The sequence below is a fragment of the Luteolibacter ambystomatis genome (genome assembly GCF_018137965.1).
In the GTDB taxonomy this organism is placed as follows: domain Bacteria; phylum Verrucomicrobiota; class Verrucomicrobiia; order Verrucomicrobiales; family Akkermansiaceae; genus Luteolibacter; species Luteolibacter ambystomatis.
Map to the genome: position 1 here is coordinate 2,149,230 of NZ_CP073100.1, position 16,895 is coordinate 2,166,124.

At 62.3% G+C, this 16,895-nt stretch carries 13 protein-coding genes and 2 tRNA genes; 7 read left to right on the forward strand and 8 right to left on the reverse strand.

What is annotated here, in order from left to right; genetic code table 11:
* Window positions 1-12 precede the first annotated feature (12 nt).
* The 4 genes from KBB96_RS08210 (at window position 13) to KBB96_RS08225 (ending at window position 3,808) form a co-directional block, all read left to right on the forward strand.
* Window positions 13-930 (forward strand): glucosyl-3-phosphoglycerate synthase, encoded by a 918-nt coding sequence (locus KBB96_RS08210; RefSeq protein WP_211634209.1) that lies wholly within the window; start codon window positions 13-15, stop codon window positions 928-930.
* Window positions 931-1,119: 189 nt separating this feature from the next.
* Complete coding sequence (locus KBB96_RS08215) at window positions 1,120-1,563, forward strand: GNAT family N-acetyltransferase (protein WP_211634210.1); 444 nt, start codon at window positions 1,120-1,122, stop codon at window positions 1,561-1,563.
* A gap of 24 nt (window positions 1,564-1,587) precedes the next feature.
* Window positions 1,588-3,045 (forward strand): glycosyltransferase family 4 protein, encoded by a 1,458-nt coding sequence (locus KBB96_RS08220; RefSeq protein ID WP_211634211.1) that lies wholly within the window; start codon window positions 1,588-1,590, stop codon window positions 3,043-3,045.
* A gap of 1 nt (window position 3,046) precedes the next feature.
* Entirely contained in the window at window positions 3,047-3,808 is a 762-nt protein-coding gene (locus KBB96_RS08225) for an HAD family hydrolase (RefSeq protein ID WP_211634212.1), read from the forward strand.
* A 169-nt stretch (window positions 3,809-3,977) separates the two neighbouring features.
* Here KBB96_RS08225 and KBB96_RS08230 read toward each other — a convergent pair.
* From KBB96_RS08230 to KBB96_RS08250, 5 genes are all read right to left on the reverse strand, one after another.
* Window positions 3,978-4,054: transfer RNA gene (locus KBB96_RS08230), tRNA-Asp, on the reverse strand.
* Window positions 4,055-4,190: 136 nt separating this feature from the next.
* Window positions 4,191-4,267 (reverse strand) — tRNA-Asp (locus KBB96_RS08235).
* A gap of 90 nt (window positions 4,268-4,357) precedes the next feature.
* Window positions 4,358-5,284: an ACP S-malonyltransferase gene (fabD, locus tag KBB96_RS08240; protein WP_211634213.1), complete on the reverse strand. Its 927-nt coding sequence runs from the start codon at window positions 5,282-5,284 to the stop codon at window positions 4,358-4,360.
* An 11-nt stretch (window positions 5,285-5,295) separates the two neighbouring features.
* Window positions 5,296-6,405 carry a glycerate kinase gene (locus tag KBB96_RS08245; RefSeq protein WP_211634214.1) on the reverse strand — a complete coding sequence of 370 codons (1,110 nt, stop codon included), beginning with the start codon at window positions 6,403-6,405 and terminating at the stop codon, window positions 5,296-5,298.
* A 286-nt stretch (window positions 6,406-6,691) separates the two neighbouring features.
* Window positions 6,692-7,582 carry a hypothetical protein gene (locus tag KBB96_RS08250; RefSeq protein WP_211634215.1) on the reverse strand — a complete coding sequence of 297 codons (891 nt, stop codon included), beginning with the start codon at window positions 7,580-7,582 and terminating at the stop codon, window positions 6,692-6,694.
* 284 nt (window positions 7,583-7,866) lie between these two features.
* Here KBB96_RS08250 and KBB96_RS08255 point away from each other — a divergent pair, with 284 nt between their 5' ends.
* The gene (locus tag KBB96_RS08255) at window positions 7,867-10,254 is read left to right on the forward strand and encodes an FG-GAP repeat domain-containing protein (protein WP_211634216.1); all 2,388 of its coding nucleotides are present in this window, start codon (window positions 7,867-7,869) and stop codon (window positions 10,252-10,254) included.
* A gap of 5 nt (window positions 10,255-10,259) precedes the next feature.
* On the opposite strand, the gene KBB96_RS08260 is transcribed toward KBB96_RS08255, so the two are convergent.
* On the reverse strand, window positions 10,260-12,302 hold the full coding sequence (locus KBB96_RS08260) for a M13 family metallopeptidase (RefSeq protein WP_211634217.1): 2,043 nt from the start codon (window positions 12,300-12,302) through the stop codon (window positions 10,260-10,262).
* Window positions 12,303-12,462: 160 nt separating this feature from the next.
* Entirely contained in the window at window positions 12,463-13,290 is an 828-nt protein-coding gene (locus KBB96_RS08265) for an SDR family oxidoreductase (protein WP_211634218.1), read from the reverse strand.
* Window positions 13,291-13,390: 100 nt separating this feature from the next.
* On the opposite strand from KBB96_RS08265, the gene KBB96_RS08270 reads away from it, so the two are divergent.
* The gene (locus KBB96_RS08270; protein WP_211634219.1) at window positions 13,391-14,341 is read left to right on the forward strand and encodes an AraC family transcriptional regulator; all 951 of its coding nucleotides are present in this window, start codon (window positions 13,391-13,393) and stop codon (window positions 14,339-14,341) included.
* A 216-nt stretch (window positions 14,342-14,557) separates the two neighbouring features.
* Window positions 14,558-15,712, forward strand: a complete 1,155-nt coding sequence (locus tag KBB96_RS08275) for a helix-turn-helix domain-containing protein (protein WP_211634220.1) — start codon at window positions 14,558-14,560, stop codon at window positions 15,710-15,712.
* A 114-nt stretch (window positions 15,713-15,826) separates the two neighbouring features.
* Here KBB96_RS08275 and KBB96_RS08280 read toward each other — a convergent pair whose 3' ends face one another.
* Window positions 15,827-16,891 (reverse strand): hypothetical protein, encoded by a 1,065-nt coding sequence (locus KBB96_RS08280; protein ID WP_211634221.1) that lies wholly within the window; start codon window positions 16,889-16,891, stop codon window positions 15,827-15,829.
* Window positions 16,892-16,895: the final 4 nt, after the last annotated feature.

Here is a 16,895-nt window from a genome sequence, read left to right on the forward strand (position 1 = left end):
GTTCGTTCCGTTTTGAAAATCTTCCATCACTCGCGTTTCCACGATTCCGGCGCGCTGGCCGCGCTCAAACGGAACCACGGTCTGCGCGTGTCCGTGTGCATCCCCACGCTGGATGAAGCGGACACCATCGGAGTGATCGTCTCCTGCATCCGCAAAGAACTGATGGATACGCATGGCGTGGTCGATGAAGTGATCGTCATCGACTCCGGCTCCACCGATGCCACCCGTGATCTCGCCCGCGCCGCCGGAGCGGATGTGTATCTTTCCGCGGAGATCGCCCCGGAAAGCGGCACCTTCCGCGGCAAGGGTGAGAATCTTTGGAAAGCCCTCCACGTCGCGACCGGAGACCTCATCTGCTTCGTGGACGGGGACATCGCGAACTTTGATCCCCATTTCGTCACCGGTCTCGTCGGTCCATTGTTGGAAGACCCATCGCTGTGCTATGTGAAGGCCTTCTATGAACGTCCGCTCGATCATCCGCAGGGCTTCCGCCCCACCGGTGGCGGACGGGTTACGGAGATCCTCGTGCGGCCGCTGCTCTCGCTGTTCTATCCGGAGCTTACCGCGTTCCTGCAACCACTCTCGGGCGAATACGCCGCGCGCCGCGAAACCTTCCGCAGCCTCCTCTTCCCCTGCGGCTATGGCGTCGAGCTGGCGCATCTGATCGATCTTTCTCGAACGATCGGCCCCGATGCCATGGCACAGACCGATCTCGACCAGCGCCATCATCGCAACCGCAGCGATGAGGAACTCGGCCGCATGGCCTTCGGCATCCTCCAGGTGCTGTTCCGGCGGCTGGAACGCGATGGCAAGCTGACCCTCGCCAGTTCACTGCCGGAGATTCTCCAGACCTGGCACTTCGATGGTCTCAACCTCGCCGCCGAAGCCACCGCCATTCCCGAGCCGGAGAGGCCTGCTTTCGCAAAGTAGCGCGAGGCTCCCGCCTTGCGTGCTTCTGGCGGAGCTTTTGAGGAAAAAGGAACCCCATCTCCCACAGCGTTCTTCCCCTCACACAAAGCAGGAGCTTCGCGCTACTATTTCCGCCTTCCGCGGATTCTTCCCCCTCCCTCACGGTTTCCCTAGCGGAATAGCCCCGCATCGGCCAAAGTGCAGCGCCTGATGCCCCTTGAAACCCGCATCCTCGGTCCCGAAGACGCCTTGGCCGCCACCGGCCTGCTGGCGCATCTCAATCCGGACCTGCCCACCGCCACGCTGCGCGAACGTTTCGAAACGATCCTCCGCGAGCACCCGCACTACCACCCCTTCGGCGCCTTTCAGAATGGCAAGCTCGTGGGCCTCGCCGGTGTCTGGATCGCCACCAAAATCTGGTGCGGCCGCTACCTGGAACTCGACAACATCGTCGTCCACCCGCTCCACCGCTCCGAGGGCATCGGCTCCGTGCTGATCCAGGCCATTGAGGGACTTGCCAAGCAAAGAAACTGCAATCTTCTCGTCCTTGACAGTTATACCTCCAACCATCCATCCCATCGACTCTATCATCGGCTGGGATTCGAGATCTGGGGCTTTCATTTTGTGAAGCCGCTCGCCGGGTTGGACCGCTGAATGCTTTTCCACATCACTCCTTTCATGTCCGTCGTCATCGTCCACTATCATCTCTCGCCCGGCGGAGTCACCCGCGTGGTCGAGAGCGCCTCCCGCTGCCTCACCGCCGCCGGCATCCCGCATGTGGTGCTCAGCGGTTCCCCGCCGCCGTCCGTCACCGATCTGCCGGTGCGGGTGGTCGAGGGACTGGGCTACCTCAACGACGTGGGTACCCACACACCGCTGCGGCTCGTCCATGCCATGCGCTCCGCCGTCCAGGACGCCATCGGTCTCGGACCGCACGTCTGGCACTTCCACAACCATTCGCTGGGAGTGAATCCGTTGATGGATGAGGCCGTCAGCATCCTCGCCGAAGCAGGGGAAAAACTCGTCCTCCAGATCCACGATCTCGCCGAAGATGGACGCCCGAAAAACTACCCGGTGATCGCGGACTCGGAGACCCTCTACCCGATCGCCCCGCAAATCCGCTACGCCTTCCTCAATTCCCGGGACCGCTCGTGGTTCCACCACGCCGGACTGCCGCTGGAAAGCTCGATGGTGCTGCCCAATCCGATCAGCGCCCCGGCCACTCCGGCGGGCAATCCACCGGCCGACGGCCCCTCACGGGTGCTCTATCCGGTGCGCGGCATCCGCCGGAAAAACCTCGGCGAGGTCTTCCTGCTGGCCGCCCTTTCCCCGGAAGGCACGCGCTACGCCGTGACCCTCGCGCCCGTGCATCCGCGCTGGAAGCCCTACTTCGATGCCTGGATGGCCTTCTCCTCCGATTCGGGCCTGCCGGTGGATCTCGCGGTGGTGGATCGCATTTCGCCACACTCCGGCGCGAACAGTTCCTTCGAAGCATGGCTGGGCCAAGCCACCCACCTCGTCACCACCTCGGTCGCGGAGGGCTTCGGCCTCGGCTATCTGGAATCCGCGGCTCTCGGCAAGCCGCTGCTCGGCCGCAATCTGCCCATGGTGACCCAGGACTACGCCATGTCCGGCATCACCACCGGCCGTCTCTACGATCGCGTCCTCGTGCCGATCTCATGGGTGGGTCTGGAAACCCTGCGCCAGCATCTGACCCGGTATCTCCAGGACGTGCTCGATGCCTACGGCAAGCCGCTGCACAATTCCGATGTCGACCGCGTCTTTGATGCGATCCGTTTCCGTGGCTATCTCGATTTCGGCAATCTGCCGGAAGACCTCCAGCGCCAGGTGGTTCATCGCCTGATGGCGGGTGGCGACCGCAGCGCGCTGCAAGTGGAGATCGGTGGCAGCGTGGTGCCGCTGGCGACATGGCTGGAGGAAACCCTGGCCATCCGCGAGCCCACCGCCACTCCCGACCAGCTCGCGCCCTACTCGCCGGATGCCTACAAGGACCGCCTGGTGGCGCTCTATGAAGAATTGGAAGCCACGGCGCCGGGTGCTCCTGTTTTCCTGCCGAAGCACCGCGTGCTCGATGAATATCTGAAGCCGGAGAATTTCAATTTCCTGCTGACCTGAAATGCGGCGCTCGCCGGTGTTCATTCCCTCGGGTGCGGAGCCACGCTTGAGCCCTTTGCCCGGGATCAAGGCGGTGATCTTCGATGTCTATGGCACGCTGCTGCTCGGCGGTGGTCCGGTGTATGCCGATGCGGAAGCGGATATAGAACTGACCGCCTTTCTCGCGGACCAAGGCATCCGCTTCGATGGTTCCGTGACCGAGGCTTTGGCGGATGCGGTCAAGCGGTCGCACGCGGCATCCACCGCCGCGTTTCCGGAAGTGGATCTGAAGGCCTTGTGGTCGGAGGTCCTGCGGCAGGCAATCGATAAACCGCTGTTCATCGCACTCGAAGACATCCGCCAGCCGGTGGCGCTGATGCCGGGTGTCCGCGAAACCTTGACCGCGCTCTCCCATCTGCCTCTCGGCCTCATCTCGAACGCACAAGCGAATACAATCCCGACCTTGGAACGACTGACCGGATTGACTGATGCGTTTGCACCGGACCTTTGTATCCTCTCCTACCAATACGGCGAAGCGAAGCCTGCTCCCGCGCTCTTCGACTCACTGGCCACGGCGCTCGCCATCCGGGGCATCCAGCCAGCGGAAGCCCTCGTTGTCGGCAATGATCCGCTCCACGATATCAGTCCCGCAACGAGTCACGGATTCCATACCGCGCTCGTGATGGCGGATCATCATTCACTCCGGCCGGGCGATCCAGAGATGGCTAACGCCGTGGTTACGGATGTGCGGCAGATTGCGGATCTATTGGCGGATGGTTACTGACCGCGTGATCGCACGACTGTAGTCGAAAGCTCCGCTTTCGAAATGTCTCCGCCAGCTCTGTTGGCGGGAGCTTGTCGGGCCGGGCGAGATCCATCCCGAAGAGGGAAAGCCGGAGCTTCCCCCTACATCAAAAAGCCCGCCTTGCGGCGGGCTTGTTTCGTCGACGGAGTGGCGGAGCGGACGGGGCTCGAACCCGCGACCTCCAACGTGACAGGCTGGCGCTCTAACCAACTGAGCTACCGCTCCAGAGCCGTTCCGTTCGGACGGGCGGAAACTAGCAACCGGTCCGTACCGTGCAACCCATAAAATCACGAACTACGAGATTTATCGTAGAAACAAGAAGGCCCGCCGTGATGGCGGGCCTTGCTTTACTCGAACGGACTGGCGGAGCGGACGGGGCTCGAACCCGCGACCTCCAACGTGACAGGCTGGCGCTCTAACCAACTGAGCTACCGCTCCAGAGCCGCCCGTTCGGGGTGCGCGGAAGCTAGGAGGACCGATCCTGCCGCGCAACCTGAAAATGGCGGTTTTGTGATTTTTTTTCGGATGTCAGGACAGGGCCTCCACGGCAGCTTCCAAAGACGCCAGATCCTCAACGGAATAGACCTTCGCTTCCTTGTCGATCTTCGCCACCAGGCCCGCCAACACCTTGCCGGGGCCGATTTCCACGAAGGTGTCGTAGCCCTGGGAACGCAGCAGTTGGATGGATTCCGTCCAGCGCACGGAGCCGGTCACCTGTTTTTCGAGATTGGTGCGGATGTCCTCCGCAGCGGAAACCACGGACGCGCCGAAGTTGCACACCACCGGTACGGCGGGCGATTGGATCGCCGCGGCGGCGAGTTCCGCAGCCAGCTTGTCCTGCGCGCTCTGCATCAGGCGGGAGTGGTAGGCACCAGCCACGTTCAGCTTGATCGCACGGCGGATGCCGAAGTCCTTGGCCTTCGCCACCGCGGCATCGATTCCGGCCACGGAACCGGACAGCACGATCTGGCCCGGCGCGTTCAGGTTCGCCACGTCCACATCGCACTCGGCGGCGAGCGCGCGGACCTGCTCCTCTTCCCCACCGATCAGGGCGGCCATGGCGCCCTCGGTCGCCTGGCAGGCTTCCTCCATGAAAAGACCACGGCGGGCCACCAGTTTCAGGCCGTCCTCAAAGGAAAACGTCCCGGCGGCGGCGTGAGCGGTGAATTCACCCAGCGACAGACCGGCGGCGGCCACCACCTCCAGCGCCGGCACCCGCTCCTTGAGCAGCGCCAGACCAATCAGGCCGTGCAGGTACAGCGCGGGCTGGCAGCGCGAGGTCTTCGTCAGCTCCTCGTCCGGCCCCTCGAACATGATTTCGGAAAGGGAGAATCCCAAGGCGGCATCGGCCTGGGCGACCATGCTCCGCGCGGTGGTGGAGGTCTCGAACCAATCCTTGGCCATGCCCACCTTCTGGGCTCCCTGACCGGAAAAAAGCACTGCGATCTTGCTCATGTGGCGGCGATCTAAGCCCCCGCCAACGAGCGGATCAAGTCCGCAGCCTCCCGCGCCCGGGTCTCCAGAAGCTCGCCTCCGCGCCGCATCGATTCCTCCAACGGCAGGCCGTACGCCGCCAGATCGAACATGGCATCGAAGAACGGAGCCGCCACCGGCAACGTCCGTCCGGCAAACGCGACCACCGGCTTCCCGGCCTCCCGCGCCATCCGCGCCACCCCGGCCGGGCCCTTGCCGCCCAGCGTCTGCTCGTCCAGCGAACCTTCCCCGGTGATGACCAGATCCACTTCCACCAGCCTCTCGCGCAAACCGAGCGCGCCCGCGACCAGATCGAATCCGGACACCAGCCGCGCCCCGGCGAACCGCAGCAAGCCGAAACCCAGACCGCCCGCCGCACCCGCGCCCGGCGTGATTTCCTCATTCTCCCCACCGCTCACGGCCACCAGCCCACCGAGCACTCCATCCAAAAACACCACGTCCTCCGGCGAGGCCCCCTTTTGAGGACCAAACACCGCCGAGGCTCCGCGCTCCCCGAGCAGCGGGTGATCCACATCGCACGCCACCAGAATCTCCGGCAGCGCGATGCGCCCGCCTTCATCCACCACCGCGAGCCATTCCAGCTCCGCGGGCACGGGCTGCAATTCAGCGCCCATCACATCCAGAAAACGAACGCCAAGTGCCGCCGCCATGCCCGCGCCGCCGTCATTCGTCGCACTGCCACCGAGCCCCACCAGCAGTTTCTTCGCTCCGGAAACCTCCACCGCGTGCCGCATCAGCTCGCCGGTGCCGTAGGTGCTCATGATCCGCGGATTCCGCTCCTCCGGCTTCAGCCGCCACATGCCGCTGGCCTCCGCCATCTCGATCACCGCCGTGGGCACTCCCTGCACGTGAATGAGGCCGTAGCTGCCTTGGATCGGTCGGCCAAGCGGATCGTGCGTGGGCGCATGCACCTTCACGCCGCCAAGCGCCGTCACCATCGCATCGACAAATCCCTCGCCGCCATCCGCGATCGGGCACAGCCCGGCCTCCGTCCCCTCTCCCAGTCCGCGCCGGATCGCCTCACAGGCCTCCAACGCGCTCAGGGAACCCTTGAATTTGTCACAAGCAATGAGCACTCGCATGCATCAAACTGGCGGGCCGTTCCGATGGCGGGAAGCGCCAAGTTCAGATGGAAAGCACCTTTTAAAACCACGGATTACGCGGATTGAACGGATTTTTGAAGAGACGGATAGGACCGCAGATTTCGCAAATGACGCAGATTTTTTGGATTTAGAATCTTCTCTTCAAATCTGCGTCATCTGCGAAATCTGTGGTCGAATCCATGGCCATGTGCGCCTCTCTAAAAAATCCGTTCAATCCGCGTAATCCGTGGTTAAAAACGGGCTGATCTCCCAAACGCGGTTTCCTTCAAGCCCGGCTCACCGTCACCGGGCGGCTACCCTTCTCCTGCCCGCTCCTCAGCACCACATAGACGCGGAATGAAGCTCTGGCTTCAGGCTCATCCAGATCGGAAATCGTCTCCACCTGGCACGTGCTGCCAGCGGTCACACGGCCCACCAACCGCTCGTCCTCCATCTCGTAGTCGGCTCCGGCCATGCCGCGCACGTCGTAGTGCGCCACCGCCGGATCGGCGCTCGGCGTCCACCACACGCGGGCGCAGTCGCCTTCCCATGAACAGTCCGCATCCACCGGCGCAGGAGCCTGGCCCTTGGGAACGGTCAGCACCGGCAGGCTCTTCACCAGTTCATGGTCCACTGGGAAAAACTCACGCACCCGGTCCCGATACATCTCCGCAAAGCCGTGGAGCTGATCCTGATACTCGTCGCGGCGGCCGCGCGAGCTCGCCAGCGCCTTCTCCGCCTTCGCCAGCGCGGAGGCCATCAAGCGCCGGGCAGACAGATCGGTGATGAAATCCAGTCGGGTGTATTCCGTAGGCAGGCAGAAAGCTTCCCCACTCTCCGTCTCCAGCTTCTGCCAGAGCACGCGTGCCTCTTCCGGAGAAATCTTCGGGTCCACTCCGCTGCCATGGAGATACTGCCGGAACTGGTTCATTCGCCGGGCCACGACCTTGTCCTGGGCCTCCAGATCATGAGCCTCCAAGGACCGGCTGGCCCGCGCCCGCGCGACCGCAGCCTGGGTCACCTCCAACTTTTCCCGCAGTTCCAGCAAAGTGGAGCGCCCTATCCGCCCTACCAGCAGCAAGGGATTCCCGTCCCCCCGGGCCGCATCCACAGCCGCCCAATGGACGAGCAACTCGTCCGCCAGGGGGAGAAAAGAGGCGGGGCCGTTGAGGGGCATGGCGGATATACAAGACCATTCCGCCCCCCAAGTCAGATCAAAACCTTGGCTAGTCCGTGATCGCGTGGGAAAAAAATCACGGAATGGCGCGGGTCCATGCCAAGTCCATTTCTTGTTAGGAAACGCGGGACACCCGGCCTCCGGGAGATCGTTCCTCTGGATCACCCCACCAAAATCACGCCTTCACCTGGTTTACATTGAATATACCGCATCAATGCCTAGTCTGCGCGCGATTTGAGTTATCTTTCCCCCAAAGACGCAATCCTCCACTCACCCTTCCAGTCGTGTTCCGCCTATCCTCCCTGATACTGGCAGTTGCCCTTTTCACCAGCCGGACTGCCAGAGCCGAGTTCAATCCCTCCCCTTACACCGGCCCGAATCCGGTCACGTATCCCATCGCCACCACCATCTATGGTGCGCAGTTCCAAACCGCGGATCTCGACCGCGACGGCCGCCAGGATCTTCTCGTCTATTACAAGGACTTCGGACTCTTCCTGCACCGCACGCTCGGCGCCACCTCCCTGCAGCAATATCCGCTCGCCTCGCCCCAGGTCCTCAGTACCCTGCAACTGGACTTCCTCCGCATCGCGGACCTGGATCAGGACGGCTATCCGGACATCGTTGCCTGCCGTCCGAACTATCCCTCCAACAACCAGATCTTCTGGCTGAGGAATCTTTACGGAGACACCGGCAGCGTCTCCTTCGAGACCACCCCACGGGTCATCAGTGCCTTTTCCAACGATGTCCGCGCGCTCTTCGTCGCGGATCTCGATGCGGACGGCGACCCGGATGTGATCAGCTGCACCAATTACAGTTCCGAGAAATTCTACCTGCACACAAACCGACTGAAGGAAGCGACCGCGGACATCGCGGCTCCGGTGCTTCTACCGGGCCAGGGACGCTACAACGATGGATCCTGCACCACCTTCTCCGATCTGGATGGGGATGGCGACCTGGACATCGCCACCCGTCTCGTTCTCAACGGTTACGTGACCACGATCTTGTGGATGGAGAACAAGACCATTGATACCTCCGGCTACACGCTGTACCTGATCCCCTCTCTGGCCAGTTCTTCCGCCCTCCCAGCCACCTCCACCGTGCCAACCGTGGTGGTGGCAAAGATCCAGGGTGAACTCTGGTTCCGTTTCATCAAGACCGGGCAACCCCCGGCCACCTACCGGGAAGCCGATTTCCCCACCCAGTCCGCCGCTCTCGCACAACTCCGCACCACCTTCAATACCTACGTCACCACAGCTCCAAGTGCCTTCGCCTCCCAGCAGTACATGCGGAAGATCACCTCGGTGTGCCGCTACCGTGTGGGCAATGGCACCCAGTTCACCAACCACTCCCTCTACTCGGCCTTCGTCCCGGGCACGAGCCAATATTATTCGCCAAACCAAATCCTCTGCGGCGATCTCGATGGCGATGGCGATGACGATATCTTCACGGGCTTCTGCGAAGCCTATGAAGCCTACAACGGCTGGTTCGAAAACCGCCTGAACGAAGAAGGTCACGCCGATTTCTCCGTCTTCCACAAGCTGAACCTGGAAGGCTATCAAGGCGCGGCCAAGCTGGCGGATGTCGATGGCAACGGGCGACCCGATCTCACCTACCTCAGCACCACCCTCAATACCGGCATCCGCGTCTGGTACGATTGCCACGACCTGCGCGGCACCGGCATGCCGTGGACCGAGGTGGTGAGAAAGGCGGCCGCTGGATCCTACAGCACCGCAGGCATCGGCAATTTCGCCCTTCTGGACTTGGATGGAGACGGCGATCTCGACATCGCCAGTGATGTGATCTCCGTACCGGATTGCTACCTTCTCCTGTCCGAAAACCTGACGGGCGAAACACCCTCGCCCTTTCTGCGTCAGGAAACGGAGCTGATCTCCGGCCTGCGTTCGAGTGACACGTTCCCATCCATTCTGGCGCAGGACCGCGATGGCGACGGCGATCCGGATATTTCACTAGGCCGCACCGGTTATTCCTATCGCAACAACTGGTCCACCGCTCCCACCTTCGGCTACACGGTGGACAACACGCTGGGCACTTTCAGTGCGGCTCCGGCACCGAACGCCGCCGTCAACGCCAACTTCAACACCTGGCTGGCCGCCCAGCCGTGGCAGAAAGCCGGAACCATTTTCACGCGACTGACTGCGGACATTGACGGCGATGGCGATCTGGACGTGGTGGTGCTCCATGGCGTGAGCGACTCATACAACGCCATCTCGTGGTTCGAAAACCGCTCGTCCGCCACACCGGATTTCAACGGTCCCTTCGGCATCACCGGCAATGTGAACTACCAAAGCAAGCTGGCGTGCGCCGACTACGATTCGGATGGCGACGTGGATGTCCTCGCGCTGTGTTCCATCGTCAAAAACGGCACCCTCACCCAGCGGCTGGCGGCTTTCGAGAACACCTCCTCCCCTTCCGACTTCACCCGCCAGGTCGTGGATGATCCGCAGGGCTTCCTGCGCAACTCGATCGCCAGCCCCACCTTCACCGCGAAGCTCCAGAGCAGCGCGGACCTGAACTGGGCGACGGGAGAAACCGTGGCCGTCACCGCCAAGCAGTTGCGGAATCCCCACGCCATGAAGGATCTCATGCGCTGGAGGGACCCCGCCCGGCCGAAGCGGTTCTACCGGCTCATCTACTCGCTGGACGCGCCCTGATCCGTTTACCAGATCCGCACCCGGTCCTCCGGCTTCACGTACAGCTTGTCACCCGGCCGGATGTTGAAGGCCTCGTACCACGCGTCCACGTTCCGCATCACGAAATTCACGCGCGCGACGGCGGGCGAATGCGGATCGGTGTGGAGCTGCTTGACCAGCGCCGCCTCGCGCATCTTCTGCCGCCAGACCTGCGCCCAGCCGAGGAACACGCGCTGGTCGCCGGTGGTGCCATCGATTACCGGCGCGGGCTTGCCCCCGAGCGAAGCCCGGTAGGCGGCGAGCGCGAGATTGATCCCGCCCATGTCGCCGATGTTCTCGCCCATCGTCAGCTTGCCGTTGATCTTTTCGCCCGGGAGGATCTCCTCCGATTGGTACTGTGCGCCTAGTTTTTCCGCACGTTCGTTGAACTTCCGCGCGTCCTCCGCGGTCCACCAGTCCTTCAGCACGCCATCGCCATTCGACTTGCGGCCCTGGTCGTCAAAACCATGGCTGATCTCATGGCCGATCACACCGCCGATGCCGCCGTAGTTCACCGCCGGGTCCGCATCGGGATCGAAGAACGGCGGTTGCAGGATCGCCGCCGGGAATACGATCTCGTTCATCGTCGAGTTGTAGTAGGCATTCACCTTTTGCGGCGGCATGCCCCACTCCTTGCGATCCACCGTCTTGTCCAGGCGGTCGAGATCGTGCTTCCATTCGAAGAGCCCGGAACGGCGGAGGTTTCCACACAGGTCGTCCGCCTTCACCTCATACGCGGAGTAATCGCGGAACTCATCCGGATAGCCGATCTTCACGCTGATCTTCGCCAGCTTGTCCTGCGCCGCCTTCTTCGTCTCCGCGCCCATCCAATCGAGCTGGTCGAGACGCTGTGCGAGCGCCTTCCGCACGTTGGCGACCAAGTCCAGCATCTTGGCCTTCGACTCCGCCGGGAAATAGCGGGCCACATAGACCTTCCCGACCTCCTCGCCCAGCGCCTCATTGGTCGCGGCAACCGCGCGCTTCCAGCGCGCCTGCTGCTCCGGCTGCCCGGAGAGCGTCTTCGCCCGGAAAGCGAACTGCGCGTCCACGAACGGCTTCGACAAATACGTCGCCGCGGAATCCGCCGTGCCGAACGCCGCCCAGGCTTTCAGCACGTCCAGCGGCGTCTCCGCGAAGACTTTCGCCTTCTTCGGGAAGGCCGACTTGTCACTGACCACGAGACGTTTGACCGAACCCAATCCGCGGACCTCCAGCACGCGCTTGAAATCGTAGCCCTCCGCGAACTTCGCCAGCTCATCGGGCGTCATCGGGTTGTAGGTCTTGTCGCGGTCGCGGAGTTCCGCGCGTTCCCAGCTCACCTCGGCAAGGCGGGTTTCGAATGCCAGGATGTCCTTCGCGCGCGCCTCCGGCTCCGGCCAGCCGATCAGCTTCAGCATCTCGACCATGTAGGCCTCATACTTCCCTTTGATCTCCGCAAAGCTGTCCTTGAGATAGTAATCCTTGTCCGGCAGTCCCAGGCCACCCGATCCCGCCGAGACACGGTAGTGCTCCGGGTCCTTCGGATCGGGGCCGATACCAACGCCGAACACGCCGCGGTGGAAGCCGCCCGGATTCGCCAGCACTCCGACGAGGGCCTCATGCGTCGCCGCGCCCTTGATCTCCGCGAGATCGGTTTCGATCGGTTTCGCGCCGAGGCTGTTCGCCTTTTCCTCATCCATGTAGGCGGCGAAAAACGCGGCGATCTTCGCGGTAGCGGCGTCCGGCTTCTTCACCGCGCTTTCCAGAATGTCCTTCACCCGCGCTTCGGACAGGATGCTCAGCGCGTCGAAGTTCCCGAACCGCACCCGATCCGGCGGGATCACCGTGCGCTCCACAAACTTGCCATTCGCATATTCGTAGAAGTCATCCCCCGGCTTCACCTCCAGATTCCGCCCGGAAAGGTCGAAGCCCCACGTCCCGAACCGCGGCGCGGCGGTGGTGACGGTGGGAGCATCCGGCTCGGCGGACACGGAATGGGTGGCAAGCATCAGCGCCGCGAAGGCGAGGGAGAAACGGGTGTGGAGCTTCATGAGAACAAACGGACGAAATGAACCGGCGCTACGCAAGCAGGTCCGGGACGGGGTGTCCAGAGGGGGAGAAGTCTTACAGCTCCACGCAGCCTGCTGTAGGACTCGAACCCCGGAACAATTGATGAAGAGTCAACTGCTCTACCAGCAACGCGCTCCCGTCCTACCTAGCCGGTTCGCTGCCGGTCATGGCACGGATGCGCCGGATGAACTCCTGCTCCGGCAGGGATGCCCTGAGCCCGGCCAGCATCGCACTGTCAGCCCCGGCCGGATAGCGGAAACCGTCTCCTTCATCCGTTGCCGCCGCGTGGACGGCTTTGGCGACGTCTTCCTCGGTGGTGTAGCCGGTGGGATAGTCCTGCATGGATTGGAAATAGCGCGCGGCATGTCCGGAGTAGGCCGGGGGAATCGGATGATCACCGGACGCGGCGGAGTTCGCGGCGAAATGAGTCGTGGGAGCGAGTCCCGGCTGGACGATCTTCACACGGATGCCGAGCACACCCGTTTCATAAGCCAGCGATTCCGAGAAGCCTTCGATGGCATATTTGCTGGCCGTATAGGCGGCGACCAACGGCATCGGCGCGATGCCGACACTCGAAGTCACATTGATGATCGTTCCCGATCCGTTCCCGCGCATGTGGGGAATGATGGCGCGGTTGGCCGCCATGACGCCAAAGGTGTTCGTCTCGAAGAGCTGGCGGATCGCCTCATCCGGCACCGCCTCGTGCGCTCCGAAATAACCGATGCCGGCGTTGTTGACGAACACATCGATCTTTCCGAAACGTGCGACACTCTTCCCGATGGCGTCCGCGATGGAGTCGGGTTGTGTCACATCGAGCGGCAGAAGCAGAAGCTGGTCACTGTCTTCGAACAATCCCGGTTGAGGCGTGCGCATGGTGGCGATGACGTTCCAGCCGCAAGCGAGAAAGAAGGAAGCGGTCGCCTTGCCGAAGCCGGAGGAGCAGCCGGTGATGAGAATGGTGGATGGCATGGTTCTGTTTTCGTTTTGGTTTGATCGACGGGATGAAATTAGCAAAAACCAATCGGACTTTCTATAACGCTTAGTCCATATTTCATCACAAATAGTCCAGATGGATACCCTTTCCACCATCGTCGCCCTTCTCAAACCCCAGGCCCACGGGGCCAAGCTCGTACACGGCGCGGGGCGCTGGGGAGTGCGTTACGCCGAGTTCGGACATCCGAGCTATGCGCTGGTGTTGAAAGGACCGTGCTGGCTGGCGGCGGAAGGAGCACCCGCCCGAACGCTGGAAACCGGAGATTTCATCCTCTTTCCCGCAACTCCGCGTTTCACGCTGGCCAGTGATGCGAAGGTCCGCCCGAAGCTGCTGGCACCAGTTCCATCCGGACGGCAGATGGAGGAAGTTGTTCATGGCGACTCCACCATGGAACCTTCTGCCAGCCTGCTGGGTGGTTACTTCATGTTTGATCCGGTCAACGCCTCGATCCTTACCAGCCTGCTTCCCAAGATGCTGCATTTGCACGCGGGAGATCCTGCCGCCGACAGTCTGGCTCCCCTTGTCGGACTCATCAAACGGGAGGCACTTGGAAATCGCCCGGGACAATCACTCGTTCTGAATCGCCTGGTCGAAGTCCTGTTGGTCGAAGCCTTGCGATCCGCTCCATCGGAAACAGCCGCAAAAGGGTTGCTGGCGGGCTTGCAGGATTCGCGTCTCGCCGCCGCATTGCAGGCCATCCACACGCGGCCCGCCCATCCGTGGACGCTGGACACGCTCGCCCGCGAGGCCTCGATGTCGCGTTCGTCTTTTGCGGAACATTTCGCCCGCGTGATGGAGGTGACGCCGTTGCGTTATCTGCTGCAGTGGCGCCTCACCATGGCCAGGGATCTGTTGAGCCGGGGGGACATGACCGTTGCGGAAACCGCCCTGGCCGTGGGTTATGAATCGGCCAGCGGCTTCAGCATCGCTTTCAACCGCGAGATAGGTCAGCCGCCGGTGACCTACAAGGAAAGGTCGAAGAAGACCTCCAACCGTGTCCGGAATCGTGGATGCCGGCCGGGTTGATCAGACCGCGGCTGACAACCGCCAAGACATGGCGGTTGTTAGATGGTGCATTGGAAATGCGTGAGCTTCTTCAACTCATCATGACGCCAGCACACGCGAAGACGGGGGTGGCCCGGGCCCGATAGATCTTGTGACCGCCTGCCACCGCCCATAAAACCGCAGGCTGACAGCCTTGGTGGCAATCCGTACCAAGGCCATCCCCTCCCCAAAGAAATCATGAACTCTCCATTTCGCAAAGCCGTGATCGTCGCGCTCGGCGCGTCTTATCTGTGTATGCACGCACCGCATGCCCGCGGTGAGGACAAACCCGCCGATGCCAAGCCCAAACACGACGCCAAGAAACCCACCGCCGCCTCGTTGGTCGCGGACATGGGCAAGTCCGTCGCCTTCATCGCGCATGCGGCGAAGGACAAGATCAGCGTGAAATCCAAGGAAGCCCGCCCGTTCTGGAGCGCGCTCCGCGATTGCAGCAAGGCCGTCGACCAGTTGGAAGCCGGCGTGAAGGCCAACGACGAGAACACGCTCAAGGGGCTCGATGCTCTCGGCGTGAGCGTCCACCAGCTTGCCGCCGCATGGGGCGTGCTCAGCGGTTCCCATGAGGGGGTCGAGGTCACACCCGGCCTCAAATCGCTCTCGAAGTCCTATGAAACCTTCCTCTTCCACTTCGGCCCATCCGTGGCGCGGAAGAAGATGGGCGGCGAGGTCACCGAAGCCGAAAAGGCGCAACTGGCGGCGGCACGCGCCGAGGTGAAATCGATCAAGGCCCAGTTGAAGGCCATCGAGAGCAAGGCCAAACCGAAGTCCTATCAGCAGCGGTTCGTCCACGACATCGTGGGTCTCTGCGATGAAACCGACAAGGTGACCGGCAACGACCTGAATGCCTATTGTGCGTATCTCTTCCAATACAACCGGCTCAAGTACACCGCCCTCGCCTACAATTCGCTGGTGGACGACTGGTTCCCGGATTTTTCGAAGGACTGGGGCACGGTGGTGAAGGAAAACAAAACTCCCGGTGCGGGCGAGTTCTCGAACACCGCCGTCACCTACTACAAGGACTGGAAATACTCCAGCCAGCCGGTCCACAAGGCGGGAGACTACTACGAGGTGACCGCCTGCGTGTCCGTGATCTCCGAGTCCGAAGAGGCCACGTATGAATCCTACACCGAGTCCTATTCCGAAGAAACCGCCACCGAGGAATCCGCCGAAGAGCTGGCCCAGGTGACCGAGGAGGTCTCCATCGATGAAGACGATCATGAATCCTTCGCCGATGAATCGGACGGCACCGACATCGACGAGAGCATGGAGGACGGCTCCGCCGACGAGGATGATGACGGCGGTGGAGAAGACGATGGAGACGACGAGGACGAATAATCGTCCCGCATGCTCCGATCCCAACACCCCGCGCCGGTTCCGGACAGCGGGGTGTTTTGTTTTACAAGATCCACCGACCGCACTGAAGAAGCACGCCGCTACGAAAGTGGCTTCTCAAAACGTATACGCCACGCCGAGGGAGATCACGAACGCGGAGTCGAAGGAAAGACTCGCCTCCGACCCTCCGGCGGTGACGTCGAATTGGCTGAGATACTGGTAACGGCCACCGAAGAGAACGGACCAATCGGAGTTGACCTTCCAATCGGCTGTCGCTCCAAGATAGAAGCCGGGCAGGAAGTCGGACTTCGAGCCGCGGCCGTTGCTGGTCTGGGTACCGAGTCCGGTGACGGTGGTGGCGGAGTGCATCTCGTAATCGCCATCGGCCCAGCCAAGACTGATGCCCGCTTCGAGAAGCACGTCGAACTTGTCGGTGATCGGGATTTCCAAATACGGCCCGAAGCTGAGCACCGCGAGATTCACGTCGAGCTCGCGGCTGCCGGTGACGAAGCCGGTGCCACCATTCGAGATGGTGCGGATGGGCTGGTCCCCCAACAGCGGACCAGGTCCGTTGAAGGAACCGGTGTAGGGAGCCTGCGGTGGAATGGTGCCGCCGAGATCGAAGGAATCGGTGACGGTGGTCAGACCGGTGAAGACCGCATCGTGGTTGCTGATGCCGAGATGGGAATACATGAGTCCGGCCCGGAAACCCCACGTGGCTTTGTGACCATCGAGTCCTGAGAAACCGACCGGACCCATGTCACGGTAAGCAAACAGGTCCACGCCGGGATTGGCTCCGCCATCTTCGCGGGCGCTGCCGGTGGCGCGGCTGTTGGTGATGGAGTAGTTGATGGAGCCCGTTCCCGCCGGGTTGTATTGGCTGGCGTTGTTGTAGGACCAGTTGGTGGTCGCGTTGCCGAGATTGCCGGAGGAGTCGATGTGGACGAAGCCGTCGTCATAGTCGCGGTTGACGGTGCCGCCGAGTGGCTGCGGAGTGAACGAGCTCTGGAAGGTGCCGAGGCGGGTGAAGTCCGTTTTGATGCCAAGGATCTGCGCGCCGCCGATGCCGAAACGCCAAGGCGATGTCGGCTCCGGCATCACCATTTCCGACACGGGTTGACCGGCATGCGCCGCAGCGGCCAAGGCGAAGACCGACAGCGGAAGGAAGCGTGAAGTCATCATGGGT

Excerpts from the sequence above, each read along its gene's own strand:
- KBB96_RS08265 (WP_211634218.1), bottom strand. The coding sequence starts at position 13,290 with ATGCCATCCACCATTCTCATCACCGGCTGCTCCTCCGGCTTCGGCAAG.
- KBB96_RS08275 (WP_211634220.1), top strand. The coding sequence starts at position 14,558 with ATGAACTCTCCATTTCGCAAAGCCGTGATCGTCGCGCTCGGCGCGTCT.
- KBB96_RS08250 (WP_211634215.1), bottom strand. The coding sequence starts at position 7,582 with ATGCCCCTCAACGGCCCCGCCTCTTTTCTCCCCCTGGCGGACGAGTTG.
- KBB96_RS08280 (WP_211634221.1), bottom strand. The coding sequence starts at position 16,891 with ATGATGACTTCACGCTTCCTTCCGCTGTCGGTCTTCGCCTTGGCCGCT.
- fabD (WP_211634213.1), bottom strand. The coding sequence starts at position 5,284 with ATGAGCAAGATCGCAGTGCTTTTTTCCGGTCAGGGAGCCCAGAAGGTG.
- KBB96_RS08260 (WP_211634217.1), bottom strand. The coding sequence starts at position 12,302 with ATGAAGCTCCACACCCGTTTCTCCCTCGCCTTCGCGGCGCTGATGCTT.
- KBB96_RS08245 (WP_211634214.1), bottom strand. The coding sequence starts at position 6,405 with ATGCGAGTGCTCATTGCTTGTGACAAATTCAAGGGTTCCCTGAGCGCG.
- KBB96_RS08270 (WP_211634219.1), top strand. The coding sequence starts at position 13,391 with ATGGATACCCTTTCCACCATCGTCGCCCTTCTCAAACCCCAGGCCCAC.
- KBB96_RS08220 (WP_211634211.1), top strand. The coding sequence starts at position 1,588 with ATGTCCGTCGTCATCGTCCACTATCATCTCTCGCCCGGCGGAGTCACC.
- KBB96_RS08225 (WP_211634212.1), top strand. The coding sequence starts at position 3,047 with ATGCGGCGCTCGCCGGTGTTCATTCCCTCGGGTGCGGAGCCACGCTTG.
- KBB96_RS08215 (WP_211634210.1), top strand. The coding sequence starts at position 1,120 with ATGCCCCTTGAAACCCGCATCCTCGGTCCCGAAGACGCCTTGGCCGCC.